We start from the raw sequence: 19616 nt of genomic DNA on the forward strand, positions 1-19616 counted from the left end.
TAATTCAAAAAAACATAGGTTATTATTATCCCCAAACCAAAAATTTAACCTACTTAATGATTTGTTTAGAATGTAAAAAAGAGCTTGACTATTTAGACCACAAAAATGCAATGGATAGTCTAGGTGTAGAATTATGTCAACCTCATCATGAGCGAATGCAAAAATTAATACAACAAAACAATACTCCTTTAGAAGCCATTCAGCTATACTATGGTCTTAGAGAAGTTGGCGTAAAAGCTATGCTTGAATGGTGGGATGGTAAAAAATCAATTGATATCGCCATTTCAAGAGTAAAATTGAATATTGAGATAGATTCTGAATATGAAAAACTAACCGAAGAGCAAGCCATAAACAACTTAGAGGAAGCTATGCATTCGTTTAAAAATGGTTTTACTACAATACGTATACCACATATTGTTGTACGATATTACCTAAAAGAAACCGTGAAGAATATTCTAGGTATTATGGAAGGCCTTAAAGCCAATATCAAGGTGATTTAACTTAAAAACTAATACCATGAAAAAAGACAAAGCCTTAAAAACCCCTATTAGGGTAGCACTGGTAACCTTACTGATCGGATTTCTAATGAGAATTCTGCATGTGCCATTTGCCCCGGGTATCATTTTTACTTCGTTTTTAACCATTGGTATTCTTTATTCGTTACGCTTTAGTAAAAAAGTGGATAAAAAACCAGTGGCCTATATCAAAATGGTTTTAGTACTTTTCTGGACAACCAATGGACTCCTTAGAATTTTAGATTTCCCATATACCATTTTCTTTCAAATTGGTACAGCTATTACATTTATAGCATGGTTTGCCATGGAAGGCACATCCTATTTTATGGACAATGACCGCAAGTCTAAAAATAGTAATTTAGAAATTATATGGAATTTTGCCATGGTCGTCGGTGTTTTAACCATTATCTCCGGGGGTCTTATGCATCTTTTGAATTGGGATTTTGCCATTCCAACATTAACTGTTGGCTTAACCATTGTAACTGCTTATATACTTAAGGATATCTTTAACCCTACTAAAGAAGACAAACCCAACCAGAATAACGAAGAGCTTTTATTATGATAAAAATAATTATCATTTTACCTTTTTAACCCACCCCTCTTCCCTATCCAAACTACGATATTGAATGGCTTTGGTGATTCACCCTAATGTGTAAGTCAGAAATACACGAAACCGAAACCTATTTCAACACTTTAATAATCCTTGGTATGCAATAATACTCATTACTTTCTATCATGAAAATTATGAATTAAATATTTCCGTACATTGATAAGGAATCCGCCGACCTATTCCTTCTATGTTCAAATTCTACCGTAAAATCCGTCAAAGATTACTTACTGAAAAAAAATCAATAAATACGTAATGTATGCCATTGGTGAAATTGCACTAGTGGTTATTGGTATTTTGATTGCATTAAATATTAACAATTGGAATGAGGACCGGATTGCGCATAATACGCTAACCGAGAAACTAAAATCCCAAGTTAAGGTGAGGCAAGCCGATAGAGTTCGTTTACAGTCAAACATCGATATCGTAACATTTAGAATTTATGGGATAAAGCGGGTCCTAGAATTGGCCAGCATACCTACTAACTAGTTCCGACGTTGGCAAAGGCTATATGTTCTACCTGATAAAGAAACCCAAATCTGGATTGGTCCGTATCCGAATCAACTAGATAGGGAATTTATAGAAACTGTTTTCGAAATAGCTGGATCCGGACCATTTACGTTTAAATTGAACACCACCATATTTGAAGAACTGATTACTAGTGGTTTGTTTTCAAAAATCCAAAATGATTCTCTCAAAATAGACCTTAACAGGCATTATGACTTATGGAATTCAGAGACTACTATTAAATATGTTGACGTGCTTAATAGATGGCGTGAATCACTTCGAAAGCAAGGTGCATTGATATTTGATGTTGAAACCAATGAAAACCCCATAAACTTGCTTACTGAATCGCCTGAGGCTACAGCGGCATTAAAAGAAGTAATGTTTGAGAGCATCTGGCAAGGACACTTGATTCATAATTCAATCGAATCCATTGATAGGTTTATTCAAAGAATAGATATAGAAATTTCAAGGACAGACTCATTTTATTACCCAATTAAACACTCCATTATATGCAATATGGTATGATGAGGACATCTAAATGGCCGTTATCCCATTAAACCCATTTTAGAAAATAATGAATTTCACGAAATTTAGGTTCAACTCGATACTATGACCTAGCGTAATGGAGATTTAGAGATAGAACCAACGAAGAAATAAGAAAATTAATAGAATTGATAGATAACGAACTAAATTGATACCATTAATAAAAAAAGCCATAGGAAATACTTATGGCTTTTTAGATTACCCCAACCACCCCTCTCTATCTAGGCTTCTGTACTGGATTGCTTCCGAAATATGGTCTCCGTTTAAATCGGTAGCACCTCCAAGATCTGCAATGGTTCGCGCTACTTTTAGAATCCGGTCATATGCACGGGCAGAAAGATTTAATCGCTCCATCGCATTTTTTAGAAGACTTTTTGATGCGTCATCCAATTTACAATAGGCTCGAATTTGCTTTGTGTTCATTTGCGCATTGTAGTGTACATTCTCTAATTCAGAAAATCGTAAGGTCTGTATCTCTCTTGCTGATGTAACCCGTTTTCTTATATCTACACTGCTCTCCCCTTTTCTCTCTTCTGATAATTTTTCAAAAGGTACTGGGGTTACTTCTATATGAATGTCAATACGATCCAACAACGGTCCAGAAATTTTACTTAAGTACCGCTGCATCTCTGCCGGGGAGGAAGTAACTGGAGCATCTGGGTCGTTAAAATATCCACCGGGACTAGGATTCATACTTGCTACCAACATAAAGCTACTGGGGTAGGTTACCGTAAAGCGAGCCCTTGAAATGGTAACCTCCCTATCCTCCAAAGGCTGTCGCATTACCTCTAGCACACCACGTTTAAATTCTGGTAATTCGTCCAAAAACAAAACGCCATTATGTGAAAGGGAAATTTCTCCTGGCTGGGGATAGGCACCGCCACCTACGAGGGCGACATCTGAAATTGTATGATGCGGACTTCTAAACGGTCGTTGACTCATCAAGCCCATGTTTTTAATCTTACCGACCACGCTATGTATTTTGGTGGTCTCTAATGCCTCATGCAGCGTCATAGGTGGCAAAATAGAAGGTAATCTTTTTGCGAGCATGGTTTTACCAGCTCCTGGCGGACCTATCAAAATAATATTATGTCCACCTGCAGCGGCTATTTCCATACAGCGCTTAATACTCTCCTGTCCCTTTACATCTGAAAAGTCAAATTCTGGAAAATCCAGACTCTTATAAAACTCCTCTCTAGTGTCAATAATAGTCTGTTCCAATGGAGTGTCATTATCAAAAAATTCTAACACCTGTTTAATATTATCTACCCCATATACTTTTAAATCACCAACAATAGCAGCTTCTTTAGCATTCTGTGTTGGTAAAATAAACCCTTTGAATCCTTCTTCCTGCGCCTTAATGGCAATGGGAAGCGCTCCTTTTATAGGTTGCAGGCTACCATCTAAGGACAGTTCGCCCATGATAATATACTTTTCAATTTCTGGGGATTTTATTTGTCCAGAGGCAGCCAAGATACCTAGGGCCAAAGTAAGGTCATAAGCGGAACCTTCCTTACGCAAATCAGCTGGTGCTAAATTTATGGTAATCTTTTTACCCGGTATTTTGTATCCGTTGTTCTGTAAGGCAGCGGCAATACGATAATTACTTTCTTTGATAGCATTGTCAGGAAGACCTACCAAATGGTACCCAATTCCCTTATCTATATTTACCTCAACTATTATGGTAGTGGCCTCTACCCCAAAAACTGCACTCCCATAAACTTTTGTAAGCATGTATCAATCCTTTGGTCTAAATGTAAGGATTTCTTTACTCTTTTTAATTTCAGCTTCGTTCATCATCATTTTTCTGAATTTTCCCTCTACATACATCTCAGCTTGATCTTCATAGTGTTTACTAAATGGGTTACCAGATTGGCCTGTTGGTAAAATACTGATACTGTTCTCAATATCGGAGAAGTCTATAACCCTTCTTGTAGAAGGTCCAGAGCTTGTTTTGTAAAATCCACTTTCATCATAAGGAAAAGCCATATTATTAATTACCTCACGGGTGCCACTAACAGGAAAAGGGCCAACATTAAAAAAAGAACGCAAGACTTCTACTTGACCTATTGGATGTGGATGCTCTAACGTATGTACTTTCTCCCAAGTCCATTTTTTCATATCAGGTCCAAAATCCTTTTCCAATGATGACATCATTTTCATAAATGATTTTTGGACAATATATTCTTGGCTTTCAACCGTATCCGAAGTATTCACGTTATCCCACCAAACAGATTCGGGTTTGGCCGCCATTGGGGCAATTAACCGTTTGTGTAGATGTGTAGCCAAAAATTGTTCAAACATTTCTTCCCCTAATTCGTCTTTAAAGGTATCGGACAAGAAAAAGTAAATCCATCTGGTGTACATAGTAGATGCAACACAACCAATTGGGTAATCCCCTTTCCAAGTTCGTAAGTAATCTAATGCTTTGATTTGTTTATCCTCCAATTTGACAATATCCATTAATTTGGTCAAATCCTTAACTACGGTCTCATTTACCGGTGATGTAATGTCCAAAATCATCTCACTGGCCTCTTTTATGTCCCAATTAGCTTTGGCGTCAAGCAATGCAACAATTCTTTTGGCCCTATTTTCTGGTAAATAATAACCTGGGTATAACATTCCTGCAATGGAATCTGGTTGGTTGTTGGCAGAATACACATAATTCCAAGGTGGATTTACAGCTTGTGGGTTATCTGTAAATTCCAATAATTTCTTTTCTGATGATAACCCTTTACCATATTCGTATACCATTTTTGTATGTACACTATCCGGGATTTCATATAATTGTGCCGTTGCAAACCAGCCTACATTACCCTCAGCATCCCCATACATAATATTAAGTCCTGGAGCATGAATTTTGGGCAGAGCTCCTTTAAATTCATTTAAATTATTCGCATGGGACAATTCATAAAAAGCATCTATCACCTGATTTTCGCCTTGAGTATATATCCAAGACATAGCTATTGGTCTTTCTCCAGTATCTTGATTTGCGATACCGTTCAATACGGGTCCATGAACAGATTTCTTAAAAGTGAAATCAACAATGCCCGAATCTTTAACTTTTATCCGCTTTGAAACAATTTCATAATCCTTCCAACCCTTTTCCGTTTTATACTGATTTTCATTTTCAGGGTTGTTTTCTACATAATAAAAATCCACATCATCATTCTCAAACATGGTCATACCATAGGCCAATTTCCTATTGTGGCCAAGAACTGGAAATGGGATGCCTCCAATATGATACCCATATTTGGAATATGTAGGGGTTTCTATATGGGCCTCATACCAAACGGATGGCTGTGCAAAGCCAATATGGGGATCATTGGCAAAAATTACTTTTCCATTTTTTGTTTTTTCAGGACCAATAACCCAACTATTACTGCCTTCAAAAAGAGGTAAATTTATAGTAGACAAGGCATCATTGACCATTGAAGTTAAGGTAGTGTTGATTTTTAAAGATCCATCCGGTGCATTCTTGATCCATTCCAAATCACAATTAGAAAAAATCTCAAGATCCTTCAAATATTCTGTGCCCAACTTATCTTTAATATTGGAAAGAAAAGGATCGGTCTTATGGGCCATGGCAAAACTAAACGCCATATACCCCATAGTGTTGTACATATCTTTTAAGGTAAATTCCGATTTATCAATTCCTGTTAAGTAAAACTCGATTGGCGTAGGCCCTTCAACAATAAATTGGTTGACACCATCCAAATAGGCATTGGCCAATGTAACAGCTGTTTTGTCCTTCTTTAACTTGGAAACGCTTTCTACAGAAGCATCATTAATACCTAATGACAAGAAAAACTTATCAGTACCTAATAAATCTTTGCCAAAGACCTCTGACAACTCGCCACTTCCAATTCTGCGCAGTAGTTCCATTTGCCAAAGTCTATCTTGGGCATGCACATAACCTAAGGTCCTAAAAGCGTCTATTTCAGATTCACCATAAATATGTGGAACTCCAAAATCATCATAATACACCTCTACTTTGTTTTCTAAGGAAACCAAAGTTTTGTCTCCGGAATAATCAGGCTTGAGCGTTTGTACAAATACGAATACACTAAGCGCCAATATCAGTAAAATCAAGAAGGTGTAAATACCAAATTTTCTTAAAAATTTCATCTCTATAATTTAGGGGGAATTTAACCCTAAGTTATAATTAAATTTAAAAAAAAATGTAAGCCCTTACTTTTATTAAGAACAAGTAACCTTTTACTTTTTCAATTTACCCTTTAAAATTACGTAAACCTACTAATAGCCAAGTACGATACGTATTGGCATCTGAGTTTTGTATAGACGTGTTCAACACTTCCAAGTCAGGAGACAAAAGTACGTAGTACGGCTGTGAGACCGCATTAAAATTGAAATCCTGAAAAGTACCCCACTTTTGGGCGATATTGGTTATTTGTTTAATTCGGCCAGATTCATATTGAAAATTGAACTGTTCTTCTTCTGACAATTCTTTTCTATCATCAACATATAGGGATATTAAAACATAATCATTTTTTAAAATTGAATAAATGTCCGGCTCACTCCATACATTTTCTTCCATCTTCCTACAATTAACGCATGCCCAACCTGTAAAATCTAGGAGAATTGGTTTATTGTTTTCTTTGGCATAGGCCAAGCCACTGTCAAAATCCTTAAAACAATCAATACCTAGGGGACAGTCGCTTTCTTGTTCAAATACACTATAAAATGCAGGCGGAGGAAAACCACTTAGTAATTTTAGATTGGTGACATTGCTTATCCCCAAAACCAAATAAATAGTAAACAGCGCACTAAAAACGCCAAACGCCCTTCTTCCTGTACTTAATCTTTGTTTTGGACCATCATGAGGAAAGCGGAATACACCAAAAAGATAAAGTGTCATTAATAATCCAATTATGATCCAAATTCCCAAAAAGATTTCCCTTTTCAATATTCCCCAATGCCCTACTAAATCGGCATTGGAAAGAAATTTTAATGCTAACCCGATTTCCAAAAAGCCAAGTACAACTTTAACGGTTGTCATCCAACCACCTGATTTAGGTAATGAATTTAGCCATGCAGGGAATAAGGCAAACAAAGCAAATGGGAATGCCAACGCCACGCCAAAACCGGTCATACCCGCTGTTAGATTCACAGCTACATCACCTTCTGCCAAAGTTGTTCCACCAAGTAACCCACCTAAAATAGGGCCAGTACAAGAAAAAGAAACTATAGCCAAAGTGACGGCCATAAAAAAGATTCCCAGTACGCCACCAATTTTTGATGAAGCCTCATCCATTTTATTAGCCCAAGAACTTGGTAATGTGAGTTCGTAATACCCAAAGAATGAAAATGCAAAAAAGACAAAAATCACAAAGAATATAATATTAAGCCAAATATTGGTTGCTATGGTATTTAAGATTTGAGAGTCTACCGAATCAAATAAATGAAAAGGAAGACTTAAAAGAAAGTATATTAAGATTATGAAAAAACCATACAGCAAAGCATTGGCTATACCTTTTGATTTTTTCTGGGAGTGTTTGGTAAAAAAAGAAACGGTTAAGGGTATCATAGGAAAAACACATGGCGTTAACAATGCTATTAAACCACCTAAAAATCCTAATGCAAAGATTACCCATAAATTGGAACCGACACCTATATTCTCTTGACCTTGGGTAAGGAGCTCCCTATTTTTTAAATCTAGTTTTAATTTGGCCGTAAGGGCTGTACTCTTATCATCTAAAGCGATTGTTTCCTCAACTACTAAGCTACCATCCAATGAAAAAACAAAATCTGTATCTACAGGAATACAAACTTCCTTACATACCTGATAAAACAAATTCACTTTCACCTGCTTTGTTGCTGGATCAATCAGTTTTATTTTTTGCTTGAAAATGGCCTCTTTCTTAAAGTAGGTCTCTTCTACCTCAAAAATCTCACTAAATTCCTTAACGGTTTTACTTTCATTGGTTGCGCCAATCAATTCATAGGCTGTACCGGCACCAACAAATGAGAACTCACTTGGTAAAGAACCACCTTCATCCGTATATTGGGAATACACATGCCAGCCATCAAAGATGGCCCCTTTAATAACCAACTCATATTCTATATCTGAAACTTGATTCACCTCTTGACTCCAGACAACAGGGTTTTCATCGCTCTGGGAAAAGCCCAAAACACTAATCAATGATACTATTACCAATAAAACTCTCATATATTCTTCACTTCAATTCTTACTATTACTTTGGTATCCTCTGTAACTTTATAACGACTGTCTGCCCTTTTGCCAACCACCCAAACAATACTATCATCTGAACATAGCAACCATTGTTCTTCTTTTGAAAAACTATTGATCTTCTCATCTTTAAAGAATTTTGCCAGTTTCTTTTTACCCTTCATACCTATTGGATGAAAATAGTCGCCATTTTTCCATTTCCTTAATGTTAAAGGAAATTTTAACGCAGCTTTATCAACAAAAATTAGATTTTGTGTATTATCATTTCTGTAATCCACAACAGTAAAATTGATATCCAACGGTTCTTTAACATTCATGACACCATCTGGTATGGTATAAATTTCCTTTTCAACTGACGTATTGGCGATTTCCATCAATAACAAACATTCCCGATCTTTTAAAAGTTTATGCGTCTTTGATTCCAAATACTTACCACTCATACGCTCCAACAATTCCTCTATCTGACCAACTTCCTTAAAGCCGTACGGACTAAACAAACCATATAAATAAGCAGATAATGGCACCAATTTTTTTAAAGAATCAATAGAAATACTTATCATACCGTTTTCCTCAACAAATAACTGTTGTTTTACATAGAACAACCTATGCCTTGAAATCTCATTGGTCTCACTCAAATATTCTAATGTATTTTTAAAATTGGTGAGGAAGTTAGGGTGTAGTTCCTTTAATTTTGGAATTATTTCTAATCTAATTTTATTACGTAAGTATTTGACATCTTCGTTACTCACATCCTCTCGCCAACCAATGGAATTATTTTCAGCAAATTCTAAAATCTGTGCTCTAGAAAAGGACAAAAGAGGCCTTCGAATATCCGCTGTTTTAGACGGAATACCAATTAATCCGTCAATACCTGTACCACGTGATAAATTGATTAAAAAGGTCTCCAAATTATCATCTGCATGATGTGCGGTAACCAGAAAATCAATCCCATTTTCCTTTAAAATCTCCCTGAACCAATCATATCTGAGTTCACGGGCGGCCAATTGTAAAGAAATTCTGTTTTTGGCCATATACCCAAAAGTATCAAAATAGGTGACAAAGAATTGCTTGTTTAATTGTTTTGCTAATTGGTTAACAAAAATTTCGTCGCCATCACTGGCCTCTCCCCTTAACCCAAAGTTACAATGGGCAATAGCAAAATTCATTTTACATTTATGGCAAAGATGTGCCAAAACAATACTATCTAAACCACCACTACAGGTCAAAAGAAAGGTACTGGAAAGAAGTTCCGGAAAATTCTTATTAATATGCGCTTCAAAATCGTTAAGCATAGTGCAAAGGTAGGTAATTAGCCAATCAAGAATTAAAATACGGACTATTCATTAGTAACGCCCAAACCTAATACCTGTCGCATCCCTTTTGCCTTTAAAAGACACTCCTCATATTCCTTTTGTGGATTGGATTTGGCAGTGATAGCACTACCCACGGCATAGGAAAGATATTTTTCAGATTCATTGTAAAGAATACTACGTATAACCACATTAAAGTCAAAATCATTTTCAGGTGTAAAATAGCCTACTGCCCCACTATACAAACCTCTTTTAAATGACTCTAATTTTTCTATTATCTCCATAGCTGAGATTTTTGGGGCACCGGTCATGCTACCCATAGGAAAACAATCCTTAATTATATCAACTGGATTTTGGTCTTTCTTAACTCGCGATGTTATAGTAGATATCATTTGGTGTACCTGTTTAAAAGAATATATTTTGCAAAGCTCCTCTACACTTACAGTCCCCTTTAAAGCAGTTTTAGATAAATCATTACGTACCAAATCAACAATCATAACATTCTCCGAACGCTCTTTTACATCATGTTCCAACTCATATTTTAACGCATTGTCCAATACAAGGTCCTTTGAGCGAGCAGCCGTTCCCTTAATAGGTTGTGAAATTACTTTGTTTCCAACTTTTTTTATGAAACGTTCTGGGCTTGCAGATAGCAGAAATTTATCAAAAAGCTTTAAATAAGTAGAAAAAGGAGCTTCTGAAATCTTGTTCAAGTGTTTATAAACAGAAAAGGTATCTATACTACAATCTTGAGCATAAAATTCTTGACAAAAATTAGCTTCATAAACATCTCCTTGGTGTATATATGAAAGTAACTCGCCAACACGATTAAAATACTCATCCTTAAATATTCGCATTTTAATATGTGGAAACGTTGCTGCATTCTGCTTTACATTTTCAAATTGAGGGTTATCACAGATTTCATTAAAATCAATTTCAATTTCATCAGCAACCAAATTCAAATAGACGAACTCTACTTTATTCCCATAGATTTTTATAATTTTTTTTGGCTGAAAAAAATAAAGGTCGGGGAATTTAAGTCCGTCAAAATTGTTTGATTGTAAATTTTCTGTATCATTTTTTAGATCGTAGGATAAATAACCAAAAATCCAATCATTGGTTCGGTTTTGATACTCAATTAAATCCTCAAAAGCATTTTGACTATCAGTAGAAATGGCAGTTAAACCATCAACAGCCAATAATCCTTCAAACGAGCTATATTCCGATTTATGTTGATTATTATCTAACCAAACCACTTCATCAAATTGCTGTGCCCATTGTAATACACACTCCTTAAAATCACTGATACATTTAATATCACGTACAACGGTAGTTCTCAAACGGTAATCTTTGCAAGAAATTCTTTTAGTGCATTTGCATGTTCTACTGCCAATTCATCGTCCAATATTCCCTTATCAATATCAAAATTATCAAAAAAATTAGGTAGAGAAAATGTTCCTGTAATATCTGCGCCAAATCTAGAGAGCATTTTCTCTGCTACTTCTAAAGAACCAATAGCCCCTCTCTTACCACCAGAAGTGGCCATTAATAGTACTTTCTTGTCTTTAATGAAATTGCGGTCCAATCTAGATAGCCAATCGATGAGATTTTTAAAGTATGCTGAAGGGTTTCCATTATGTTCATTCACAGAAATGATTATACCTTTTGATATTTGTAGGTCATTCTTAAACTCAATTAACGAGTTTGAAAAGCCATTTTCTTTCTCATAATCTTCACTGTACATTGGAAACGGACAATGTGCCATGTCCATTAACCTTACTTGCGGGTCTTTAATTAATGTGGCGGTATAACGTACCAATTTATAATTAATGGAAGTTGAAGAATTACTACCGGCAAAACCTAAAATAAATGACATATGTTTTAAATAAGATTATGTATACGAAAATAGTCGAATTCCTAAGGAGTTGCCAGTATTTTATATAATTTTGCCCTTTTAAAGATCCAACTATACTGAAAATTAAGTATATAAGGTTAAGTAAAATAAAATGAACAAGAGTACAACGAGACTTTATTTTATAGATGCCATTAGGGCTTGGGCTATATTAATGATGCTCCAAGGTCACTTTATCGATGGCTTACTGGACAATACGTTTCGTGATAATTCAAACATTTTTTTTAGTGTTTGGAAATATTTTAGAGGTATTACCGCACCAGTTTTCTTTACGGTTTCCGGATTTATTTTTACCTACCTTTTAATAAAAGTACCACAGACCGGTTGGGCAAATCCAAGGGTTAAGAAGGGAATAAAAAGGGGAATTGAGCTACTTGTCATTGGTTACCTTTTAAGAATGAATTTTTTAGGCCTCCTAAAAGGTGAAATTTATGAATCCTTTTACCTTGTAGATGTGTTACACTGTATTGGGCTTTCTATTTTAGGGATTCTTGCTATTTATTTACTTTCCAACAGAGGTAAGCAGTGGCTATTTCCATCATTGCTGCTTATATCAACCCTTATCTTATTTGTTTTTGAACCCTATTACAAAACCCAGAGTTTTAGTTTATTTCCGCAATGGTTGGCAAATTACTTTACTAAAACGAATGGTTCTGTATTTACAATTATACCTTGGTTTGGATATACTGCTTTTGGAAGTTTTATTTCTATTCTTTTTGCAAAATACAAAGACCATAAACATCTTTATACCGGTAGCATAAGTTTATTCATGATAATAGGTTTGACGCTAATTTTTTATTCCTCAGACTTCTTTCTAGCACTTTCCAACTATTCTGGTATTACACTTTTTAGCGATATATTTTACAATAATTATTTATTCATACGCTTGGGCAATGTGCTCTTGGTCTTTTCGGTTTTTATGTTATTCAGACAATTTTTGACAAACAAGACTGGATTGAGACTTGGTCAAAGTACCTTATCCATTTATGTAATACATTTTATGATTTTGTATGGCAGCCTAACAGGTTTAGGCTTATACCGGTTTTTTCATCATTCATTGCATCCAATCATAGCCATACTTGGAGCAGTAGTATTTATGATAATTAGTTCCTATTTGGCCTTGCGTTATGAGGACCATAAAGTGAGGATAAAACAATCTGCGGCCCATGCTTTAAATATAGCTAAGTTTCAATTGGAAAAAATACTTTTCATAAGTCTTGATATGTTTAGATCACTGTTCAATAGTATTATTAGACTATTTGGATTCGTTAAAAATTAAAAGCTCCAATCTTATTTGTCATCGGTTTACAGTAAATTGATAAAAAATTTAGTGTTTATGAACGATAAAAATTATTCTCCTATTGCGGTTGACCTAGAGAAAAATAAGCGTTATGCTTGGTGCACCTGCAGCCATAGTGCCAATCAGCCATTTTGTGATGGCGCACACCGTGCACATAACAAACCACCCTCTTTAGGTTTTAGCGTAGATGAAGATAAAAAAGCTTATTTATGTACCTGCAAACAAACAAGCAATCCACCTTATTGTGATGGTAGCCATAAAGAGCTATAAGCATAAAAAAAGCAGTTGAAATTCAACTGCTTTTTTTATGCTGTGTATTTATGAATTAAATGTGCAGTGCTCGATCTTCCGTAGCTGCCAATGCAGCTTCTTTTACTGCTTCGGCAAAAGTTGGGTGAGCATGGCTCATACGTGAAATATCTTCGGCAGACGCCCTAAATTCCATGGCCGTTACAGCTTCTGCAATTAAATCTGCACAACGAGCGCCTATCATGTGCACACCAAGAACTTCATCGGTCTCCTTATCTGCCAAAATCTTTACAAATCCATCTAAATCCATACTTGCCCTTGATCGCCCAAGTGCCCTCATAGGAAATTGACCTGTTTTATATGACACTCCAGCTGCCTTAAGTTCTTCCTCGGTTTTACCAACCGCAGCAACTTCTGGCCAAGTATAGACCACCCCAGGTATTAAATTATAATCTATATGTGGTTTTTGACCAGCCAATTGTTCTGCTACCAAAGTACCTTCCTCTTCTGCCTTATGGGCTAACATAGCTCCTTTGATTACATCCCCTATGGCATAAATATTATCAACATTTGTCTTTAAATGTGCATCTACCTCAACCCTACCTCGGTCGTCTAACTTAACCCCCGAAGCTTCAATATTCAAACCATCTGTATACGGTTTTCTACCAACCGACACCAAACAGTAATCCCCTTCAAAAACCACTTCATTTCCATTTTTATCATCTGCCTTAACCGTAATGGTATCCCCCTTACGTTCTACAGATTTAACTTTGTGTGAAAGTGCAAATTTCACTTTTTGTTTTTTCATTACTTTGGTCAACTCTTTAGAGAGTGCGGCATCCATACCAGGAATTATGCGGTCCATATACTCCACTACCGTTACTTCCGCACCAAGCCTTTTATAAACTTGACCTAATTCCAAGCCAATAACACCACCTCCAATAACGATCATGTGTTTTGGAATTTCCTTTAACTTTAAAGCTTCGGTCGAGGTAATAATTCTTTCTTTATCGATAGTGATAAATGGTAAACTAGATGGCTTAGAGCCTGTAGCAATGATGACATTTTTGGCCTCAATTGTTTCTGTATTAGCATCATTCTTTTTAATAGTTACGTGTGTAGCATCTTTAAAACTACCCATACCTTCATAAACATCAATCTTATTTTTATCCATTAAGAATTGGATGCCTTTTGTTGTTTGATCAACAACACCTTGTTTTCTCGCAATCATCTGCTCAAGGTTCACTTTTATTTCTCCAGGTATCTCAATACCATGTTCTTCAAAATGTTTGACCGCATCCTCATAATGATGTGATGAATCCAATAGGGCCTTAGATGGGATACAGCCTACATTAAGACATGTGCCACCCAGAGTGGAATATTTTTCAATTATTGCTGTTTTCATTCCTAATTGTGCACAACGAATTGCCGCAACATATCCTCCTGGACCCGAGCCTATAATGGCTACATCATATTGATTCATAAATTATTATTTTTTTGACAGCTGTAAAATTAGTGCTTTTTTAATTTTTTATAGCGGAATTGCAGTGGAATGCTTCACTTCTTTTATGGTAAAGGAACTTTGGGTGCTACCAATATGGTTGATTGCTGTAAGTTTCTCAACCATAAAACCTCTGTAAGCCTCCATATCTTGAACATGAATTTTTAATACGTAATCAAAATCGCCGCTTAAATGATGACATTCTACAACCTCATCCAATTTTAAGATCTCACGTTCAAATTGCTTAATATTTTCATGGGTATGCTGAACTAGTTTCACATGGCAAAAGACCGTGAAATTTCTGTTTACCGTTTTTTTATCAACCAAGGCCACATAACTCTTAATAATATTGTTTTTCTCAAGTCTTTTTATCCTTTCGTAAACTGCGGTTACGGACAAACCCAACACATTGGCATATTCCTTAGTGGTTTTTTTACTATCGGTCTGCAACAGGCCAAGAAGCTTAAAATCCGTATCATCTAATTTCATAAAGATAATTTTTCGAAGTTTTTAACTTAAATTATCGATTTTACTTATAATAATCTAAAATACTAATAATTTTAGATTTAAAATCTATAATACAACTTTTATATTGACAATACATCAGTTTTACTATATTTTTAATGATAAAAAAATAAGATGAGTAAAAAAGCGGCAAACGATTTACAGGACTTACAATACTTTGGTGAATACGGTGGTGTAAATCCATCAATATCGGACTCTTCAACATATACCTTTCTCTCTGCGAAGACCATGTTCGATACTTTTGAGGGCAATACTGAAGGTTGTTATTTATATAGTAGACACTCCTCCCCTTCCAATCTGTATTTAGGAGAAGCCTTAGCTGCCATTGAAGGAACAGAAACCGCAAATGTTACCGCAAGTGGTATGGGAGCAATCACAGCCGTTATTTTGCAATTATGTAATGCGGGTGACCATATCATAAGCAGTAGGACCATTTATGGTGGCACCTATGCCTTTATGAAGAACTTTTTAAAAAAATTCAATATAAACACAACCTTCTTGGATATTACCGATTTGGAATCTGTTCAAAAGGCCATTACCCCAAATACCAAAATGATCTATTGTGAGAGTATTAGCAATCCACTTCTAGAGGTTGCGGACATTGCCGCTTTATCCAGAATAACAAAAGAAAATAATATCCCCTTAGTAGTGGACAACACTTTTTCCCCTTTGTCTATCACGCCTGCCAGACTGGGTGCGGATATTATTATTCATAGCCTAACCAAGTTCATAAATGGCACAAGCGATTGTGTTGCTGGGGTGGTATGCGGTACAAAGGCGTTTTGTCGTAGCCTTAAGGACGTGAACAGTGGTGCCGGTATGTTATTGGGAAGTACGTTGGATAGTCTGCGTGGCGCCTCTATTTTAAAGAATATGAGAACCTTACATATTCGAATTAAAAAACATAGTGAAAATGCCCAATTTTTAGCAGAAAAGTTTCAAGAAGATGGTTTAAGGATTGTATATCCCGGTTTGATGTCCCATCCAGGACATTTAATTATGGAAGACCAAATGAACCCACAATATGGTTATGGGGGACTCATGACAATGGATGTAGGCTCTTTAGAAAACGCAAATGCCCTAATGGAGCTAATGCAGGAGAGAAAATTAGGATATTTAGCTGTTAGCCTTGGGTTCTACAAGACGCTGTTCAGTGCACCGGGAACTTCCACATCATCCGAGATACCTATTAAGGAGCAGGAGCAAATGGGACTTACAAATGGACTCATTCGTTTTTCCATTGGTTTAGACGATGATATAGAAAGAACCTATTTGTTAATGAAGGAATGCATGTTGGAATTAGGGATTTTAAATGCTAAGCCTGCCAGAAATTAAGTTACCAAATCAACTGGTTTGCACAAACGTTACTTAAATCGTAATATTACCAGATATCCAAACAAAAATTTTAATGTCAGATAACGGTACCAATAAGTATAGGGAAAACGAACATATAGTTGAAAACACGGAGTTGAGTATTCTTCAGGCCATGATACCGGTTATTGCTTTAGTGGCGATGTTGGCCTATAATGTATATGTTTTTGGTGATGATGCCCTAAGTGGCTCTAACCAGTTTATCTTGTTATTGGGTGGTGCCGTAGCGGCCATTGTGGGATTTTTCAATAAAATATCCTACAAACAAATGTTGGCTGAAGTAGCAGAAAATATTAAATCGACTACGGGTGCTTTGCTTATACTGTTAATGGTTGGGGCCTTGGCCGGAACTTGGTTGGTAAGTGGTATTATTCCCGCTATGATTTATTATGGACTTCAAATTTTGAATCCTACCATTTTTCTAGCGGCGTGTGTTATAATTTGTGCCATTATTTCCATAGCTACCGGTAGTAGCTGGACAACTTCAGCCACGGTTGGCATTGCCTTAATCGGTATTGGTGAGGCTTTAGGAATTTCTTTGGGAATGACAGCTGGCGCCGTCCTTTCGGGAGCATACTTTGGTGATAAATTATCGCCATTAAGCGATACAACCAACCTAGCCCCGGCTATGGCTGGCGGTGAATTGTTCAATCACATTAAATATATGCTATGGACAACGGTACCAACCATTTCTGTCACTTTAATAGTGTTTATAATCATTGGTCTAAACATAGAAACAAGTGGAGTGGCAGATATTGATGCAATTTTGACCTCAATTGATGCTTCTTTCAACATTAATGGGTGGCTTTTTATTGTTCCAATTGCGGTTGTGGTCCTTATTGTAAAAAAGACACCTCCATTGGCAGCCCTATTAATAGGAACTTTATTAGGTGCACTTTTTGCACTTATCTTTCAACCAGAAGTTATTGCCGGATTAACGGGTACAAAAGAGCTGGATTTTCAATCGGGTTATAAAGGAATACTTAAGGCGATTACGGTAAGTACAGATGTTCCTACAGACAATGAGGCATTAAGTGACTTATTCTCCGCTAAAGGTATGGCAGGTATGATGGGTACTATTTGGTTAATAGTATGTGCTATGGTTTTTGGTGGCATTATGGATGGTATAGGGGCACTTTCTAGAATTACGAAAGCTTTATTAAGTTTAGCAAAGTCGACTTTTGGCTTATTTTTCAGTACAGGTGTTAGTTGCATTGTTTTGAACGGCACTGCGTCAGATCAGTATTTGGCAATAGTAGTACCCGGAAAAATGTTTGCAAAAGCCTTCCATGACAGAGGCTTGGCACCTGAAAATTTAAGTAGGACCTTAGAGGATACCGGAACGGTAACCTCAGTGTTAATACCTTACAACACCTGTGGTGCATATCATAGTGGGGTTTTAGGCGTGGGAGTAGCAGAATATTTTGTGTATGCCATATTTAACTGGCTAAGCCCCATAATGACATTTATCTTTGCAGCCCTAAATATTAAGATAAAAAAGCTTACTTCTAACTAAAGCTCACTTTTCCTTTTATCGGATTAATAATGAATTTTAATTATTCTGATAATATTGTAAAAATAGGCCCCTATAATTTGATACCCTACTCCTATAAAGGGATTTTATTTTAACTATTCAAAATAGTTATTGGTCTATTGAAAATACTAATTTATAAAATCCTCAAAGACCTTTTCATAGCTTAATTTTGTGTTTTAAATAATTATAAAACAATAATAAATTATGGCATTTGTAGGGAGAAAATTTCCAAATCTTAGTGTTAATGCAATGAACGAATTAGGGGACACGTTTAAACTTAATGTTCTAGAAGAAGCTCAAAAAAATAATAAAAAAGTAGTTCTTTTCTGGTATCCTAAAGACTTTACTTTTGTATGTCCAACAGAACTTCATGCTTTTCAAGCTGCTTTAGGTGAATTTGAGAAAAGGAACACTTTGGTAATTGGCGCCTCTTGTGATACTGCAGAAGTACATTTTGCATGGCTAAGTACGGAAAAGGATAATGGTGGAATTGAAGGTATTACTTATCCCTTATTGGCCGATAGTAATAGAAATTTAGCCGCTACATTGGGTATTTTGGATATCACCAACCAAAATTACGATGAGGAAAACGACATCGTTACCGTAGAAGGTGATAACGTTACTTACAGAGCTACCTATTTAATTGATGAGGAAGGAACTGTTTTCCATGAGGGTATTAACCATATGCCATTGGGCAGAAACGTAAATGAATACCTTCGCTTAATTGATGCCTATACCCACGTACAGGAAAAAGGTGAGGTTTGCCCTGCTAACTGGGAAGAAGGAAAAGAGGCCATGTCTGCAAACAGGCAAGGGGTGGCTAGTTATCTATCTGCACACGCCAACTAATCATATTTTAAAGTAAATGAACATGGAACCAATCACTCCATATTCAATTAAATAACGTAATACAAGAAATTGATATGATCTTGGAATTAGAAAAAGACAACTTACAAGAAATAATAGACAGCAACACCAATGTTGTCGTTCAATACTCAGCTAGTTGGTGTGGTAACTGTCGTATTATGAAGCCTAAGTTTAAAAAAGAGGCTTCTGCTCATGAAAACATTACGTTTGTTATCGCGGATGCAGAAAAATTTCCTGAGTCCAGAAAACTTGCCAATGTAGATAATTTGCCAACTTTTGCATCATTTGAACAAGGCAAGTTTAAAAATCAAGTGCAGACCAATAAATATGATCTTTTAAAAGAACTTATAAGTGAGGTTGCCAATAATTAAACATTTGACCAATTTTATTGAGGAGAACGATAGTGATTACATTATAGAGACTATTGAGACTTTAGAAGCCTTAACAGAAGTTTCCTCTTTAAAAGATGAAGAATTAGATGTCATTGGTGAATTGATCTCTAATATGTATGGAGCATTGGATGTAGCTAAAAGCATTCAAGAAGGCACACCGAAAAAGGAAGCCATGAATCTATTCATGCAACGGGTAATGGGTGCTATAGACAATTAATTTTATCACCGCAATATGAAAAGTCCTTTCAAAATTGGAAGGACTTTTTTTATGA

The 19616-nt window shown here is 35.9% G+C and carries 19 protein-coding genes; 11 read left to right on the forward strand and 8 right to left on the reverse strand.

What is annotated here, in order from left to right; all coding sequences use genetic code 11:
• The first annotated feature begins 56 nt into the window (after positions 1–56).
• The 4 genes from ACOCEA_RS14265 (at position 57) to ACOCEA_RS14280 (ending at position 2154) form a co-directional block, all read left to right on the forward strand.
• Positions 57–500: a hypothetical protein gene (locus ACOCEA_RS14265; RefSeq protein ID WP_420756937.1), complete on the forward strand. Its 444-nt coding sequence runs from the start codon at positions 57–59 to the stop codon at positions 498–500.
• Between the two features lie 16 nt (positions 501–516).
• A complete protein-coding gene (locus tag ACOCEA_RS14270; RefSeq protein ID WP_420756938.1) occupies positions 517–1077 on the forward strand; it encodes a hypothetical protein in 561 nt (186 codons plus the stop codon).
• Between the two features lie 300 nt (positions 1078–1377).
• The gene (locus ACOCEA_RS14275) at positions 1378–1611 is read left to right on the forward strand and encodes a hypothetical protein (RefSeq protein WP_420756939.1); all 234 of its coding nucleotides are present in this window, start codon (positions 1378–1380) and stop codon (positions 1609–1611) included.
• Between the two features lie 138 nt (positions 1612–1749).
• Positions 1750–2154 (forward strand): hypothetical protein, encoded by a 405-nt coding sequence (locus tag ACOCEA_RS14280; protein WP_420756940.1) that lies wholly within the window; start codon positions 1750–1752, stop codon positions 2152–2154.
• Between the two features lie 216 nt (positions 2155–2370).
• Here ACOCEA_RS14280 and ACOCEA_RS14285 read toward each other — a convergent pair whose 3' ends face one another.
• From ACOCEA_RS14285 to ACOCEA_RS14310, 6 genes are all read right to left on the reverse strand, one after another.
• On the reverse strand, positions 2371–3906 hold the full coding sequence (locus tag ACOCEA_RS14285) for a YifB family Mg chelatase-like AAA ATPase (protein ID WP_420756941.1): 1536 nt from the start codon (positions 3904–3906) through the stop codon (positions 2371–2373).
• A gap of 3 nt (positions 3907–3909) precedes the next feature.
• Positions 3910–6300: a penicillin acylase family protein gene (locus tag ACOCEA_RS14290; RefSeq protein ID WP_420756942.1), complete on the reverse strand. Its 2391-nt coding sequence runs from the start codon at positions 6298–6300 to the stop codon at positions 3910–3912.
• A gap of 103 nt (positions 6301–6403) precedes the next feature.
• Positions 6404–8362, reverse strand: coding sequence for a protein-disulfide reductase DsbD family protein (locus ACOCEA_RS14295; protein WP_420756943.1), 1959 nt, complete (start codon positions 8360–8362; stop codon positions 6404–6406).
• A complete protein-coding gene (gene tilS, locus ACOCEA_RS14300; RefSeq protein WP_420756944.1) occupies positions 8359–9675 on the reverse strand; it encodes a tRNA lysidine(34) synthetase TilS in 1317 nt (438 codons plus the stop codon). The genes ACOCEA_RS14295 and tilS overlap by 4 nt, the downstream gene beginning before the upstream one ends.
• A 44-nt stretch (positions 9676–9719) precedes the next feature.
• Positions 9720–11033 carry an anthranilate synthase component I family protein gene (locus tag ACOCEA_RS14305; protein WP_420756945.1) on the reverse strand — a complete coding sequence of 438 codons (1314 nt, stop codon included), beginning with the start codon at positions 11031–11033 and terminating at the stop codon, positions 9720–9722.
• Complete coding sequence (locus ACOCEA_RS14310; RefSeq protein WP_420756946.1) at positions 11030–11569, reverse strand: NADPH-dependent FMN reductase; 540 nt, start codon at positions 11567–11569, stop codon at positions 11030–11032. The genes ACOCEA_RS14305 and ACOCEA_RS14310 overlap by 4 nt, the downstream gene beginning before the upstream one ends.
• A gap of 130 nt (positions 11570–11699) precedes the next feature.
• Here ACOCEA_RS14310 and ACOCEA_RS14315 point away from each other — a divergent pair, with 130 nt between their 5' ends.
• Both ACOCEA_RS14315 and ACOCEA_RS14320 read left to right on the forward strand, forming a co-directional pair.
• On the forward strand, positions 11700–12884 hold the full coding sequence (locus ACOCEA_RS14315; protein ID WP_420756947.1) for a heparan-alpha-glucosaminide N-acetyltransferase domain-containing protein: 1185 nt from the start codon (positions 11700–11702) through the stop codon (positions 12882–12884).
• Positions 12885–12941: 57 nt separating this feature from the next.
• Positions 12942–13175 (forward strand): CDGSH iron-sulfur domain-containing protein, encoded by a 234-nt coding sequence (locus ACOCEA_RS14320; protein WP_420756948.1) that lies wholly within the window; start codon positions 12942–12944, stop codon positions 13173–13175.
• Between the two features lie 55 nt (positions 13176–13230).
• Here ACOCEA_RS14320 and lpdA read toward each other — a convergent pair whose 3' ends face one another.
• Positions 13231–14637, reverse strand: coding sequence for a dihydrolipoyl dehydrogenase (lpdA, locus tag ACOCEA_RS14325; RefSeq protein ID WP_420756949.1), 1407 nt, complete (start codon positions 14635–14637; stop codon positions 13231–13233).
• 48 nt (positions 14638–14685) lie between these two features.
• Positions 14686–15144, reverse strand: a complete 459-nt coding sequence (locus ACOCEA_RS14330; RefSeq protein WP_420756950.1) for an Lrp/AsnC family transcriptional regulator — start codon at positions 15142–15144, stop codon at positions 14686–14688.
• Between the two features lie 150 nt (positions 15145–15294).
• On the opposite strand from ACOCEA_RS14330, the gene ACOCEA_RS14335 reads away from it, so the two are divergent.
• The 5 genes from ACOCEA_RS14335 (at position 15295) to ACOCEA_RS14355 (ending at position 19561) form a co-directional block, all read left to right on the forward strand.
• A complete protein-coding gene (locus ACOCEA_RS14335; RefSeq protein WP_420756951.1) occupies positions 15295–16515 on the forward strand; it encodes an aminotransferase class I/II-fold pyridoxal phosphate-dependent enzyme in 1221 nt (406 codons plus the stop codon).
• Positions 16516–16588: 73 nt separating this feature from the next.
• Positions 16589–18067: a Na+/H+ antiporter NhaC gene (nhaC, locus tag ACOCEA_RS14340; RefSeq protein ID WP_420756952.1), complete on the forward strand. Its 1479-nt coding sequence runs from the start codon at positions 16589–16591 to the stop codon at positions 18065–18067.
• A gap of 222 nt (positions 18068–18289) precedes the next feature.
• The gene (locus ACOCEA_RS14345) at positions 18290–18934 is read left to right on the forward strand and encodes a peroxiredoxin (RefSeq protein ID WP_420756953.1); all 645 of its coding nucleotides are present in this window, start codon (positions 18290–18292) and stop codon (positions 18932–18934) included.
• 74 nt (positions 18935–19008) lie between these two features.
• Positions 19009–19323, forward strand: a complete 315-nt coding sequence (locus ACOCEA_RS14350) for a thioredoxin family protein (RefSeq protein WP_420756954.1) — start codon at positions 19009–19011, stop codon at positions 19321–19323.
• On the forward strand, positions 19304–19561 hold the full coding sequence (locus tag ACOCEA_RS14355; protein WP_420756955.1) for a DUF6952 family protein: 258 nt from the start codon (positions 19304–19306) through the stop codon (positions 19559–19561). The genes ACOCEA_RS14350 and ACOCEA_RS14355 overlap by 20 nt, the downstream gene beginning before the upstream one ends.
• The last annotated feature ends 55 nt before the right edge of the window (positions 19562–19616 follow it).

It is taken from the genome of Maribacter luteocoastalis (assembly GCF_048890225.1).
GTDB classification, from domain to species: Bacteria; Bacteroidota; Bacteroidia; order Flavobacteriales; family Flavobacteriaceae; genus Maribacter; species Maribacter luteocoastalis.

What these genes read in the sequence shown, in the direction of transcription:
- ACOCEA_RS14285 (WP_420756941.1), bottom strand. Translation starts at nt 3,906, where the DNA reads ATGCTTACAAAAGTTTATGGGAGTGCAGTTTTTGGGGTAGAGGCCACT.
- lpdA (WP_420756949.1), bottom strand. Translation starts at nt 14,637, where the DNA reads ATGAATCAATATGATGTAGCCATTATAGGCTCGGGTCCAGGAGGATAT.
- ACOCEA_RS14320 (WP_420756948.1), top strand. Translation starts at nt 12,942, where the DNA reads ATGAACGATAAAAATTATTCTCCTATTGCGGTTGACCTAGAGAAAAAT.
- ACOCEA_RS14290 (WP_420756942.1), bottom strand. Translation starts at nt 6,300, where the DNA reads ATGAAATTTTTAAGAAAATTTGGTATTTACACCTTCTTGATTTTACTG.
- ACOCEA_RS14315 (WP_420756947.1), top strand. Translation starts at nt 11,700, where the DNA reads ATGAACAAGAGTACAACGAGACTTTATTTTATAGATGCCATTAGGGCT.
- ACOCEA_RS14275 (WP_420756939.1), top strand. Translation starts at nt 1,378, where the DNA reads ATGTATGCCATTGGTGAAATTGCACTAGTGGTTATTGGTATTTTGATT.
- ACOCEA_RS14350 (WP_420756954.1), top strand. Translation starts at nt 19,009, where the DNA reads ATGATCTTGGAATTAGAAAAAGACAACTTACAAGAAATAATAGACAGC.
- ACOCEA_RS14295 (WP_420756943.1), bottom strand. Translation starts at nt 8,362, where the DNA reads ATGAGAGTTTTATTGGTAATAGTATCATTGATTAGTGTTTTGGGCTTT.
- ACOCEA_RS14265 (WP_420756937.1), top strand. Translation starts at nt 57, where the DNA reads ATGATTTGTTTAGAATGTAAAAAAGAGCTTGACTATTTAGACCACAAA.
- ACOCEA_RS14345 (WP_420756953.1), top strand. Translation starts at nt 18,290, where the DNA reads ATGGCATTTGTAGGGAGAAAATTTCCAAATCTTAGTGTTAATGCAATG.
- ACOCEA_RS14310 (WP_420756946.1), bottom strand. Translation starts at nt 11,569, where the DNA reads ATGTCATTTATTTTAGGTTTTGCCGGTAGTAATTCTTCAACTTCCATT.
- ACOCEA_RS14330 (WP_420756950.1), bottom strand. Translation starts at nt 15,144, where the DNA reads ATGAAATTAGATGATACGGATTTTAAGCTTCTTGGCCTGTTGCAGACC.
- ACOCEA_RS14270 (WP_420756938.1), top strand. Translation starts at nt 517, where the DNA reads ATGAAAAAAGACAAAGCCTTAAAAACCCCTATTAGGGTAGCACTGGTA.
- nhaC (WP_420756952.1), top strand. Translation starts at nt 16,589, where the DNA reads ATGTCAGATAACGGTACCAATAAGTATAGGGAAAACGAACATATAGTT.
- tilS (WP_420756944.1), bottom strand. Translation starts at nt 9,675, where the DNA reads ATGCTTAACGATTTTGAAGCGCATATTAATAAGAATTTTCCGGAACTT.
- ACOCEA_RS14335 (WP_420756951.1), top strand. Translation starts at nt 15,295, where the DNA reads ATGAGTAAAAAAGCGGCAAACGATTTACAGGACTTACAATACTTTGGT.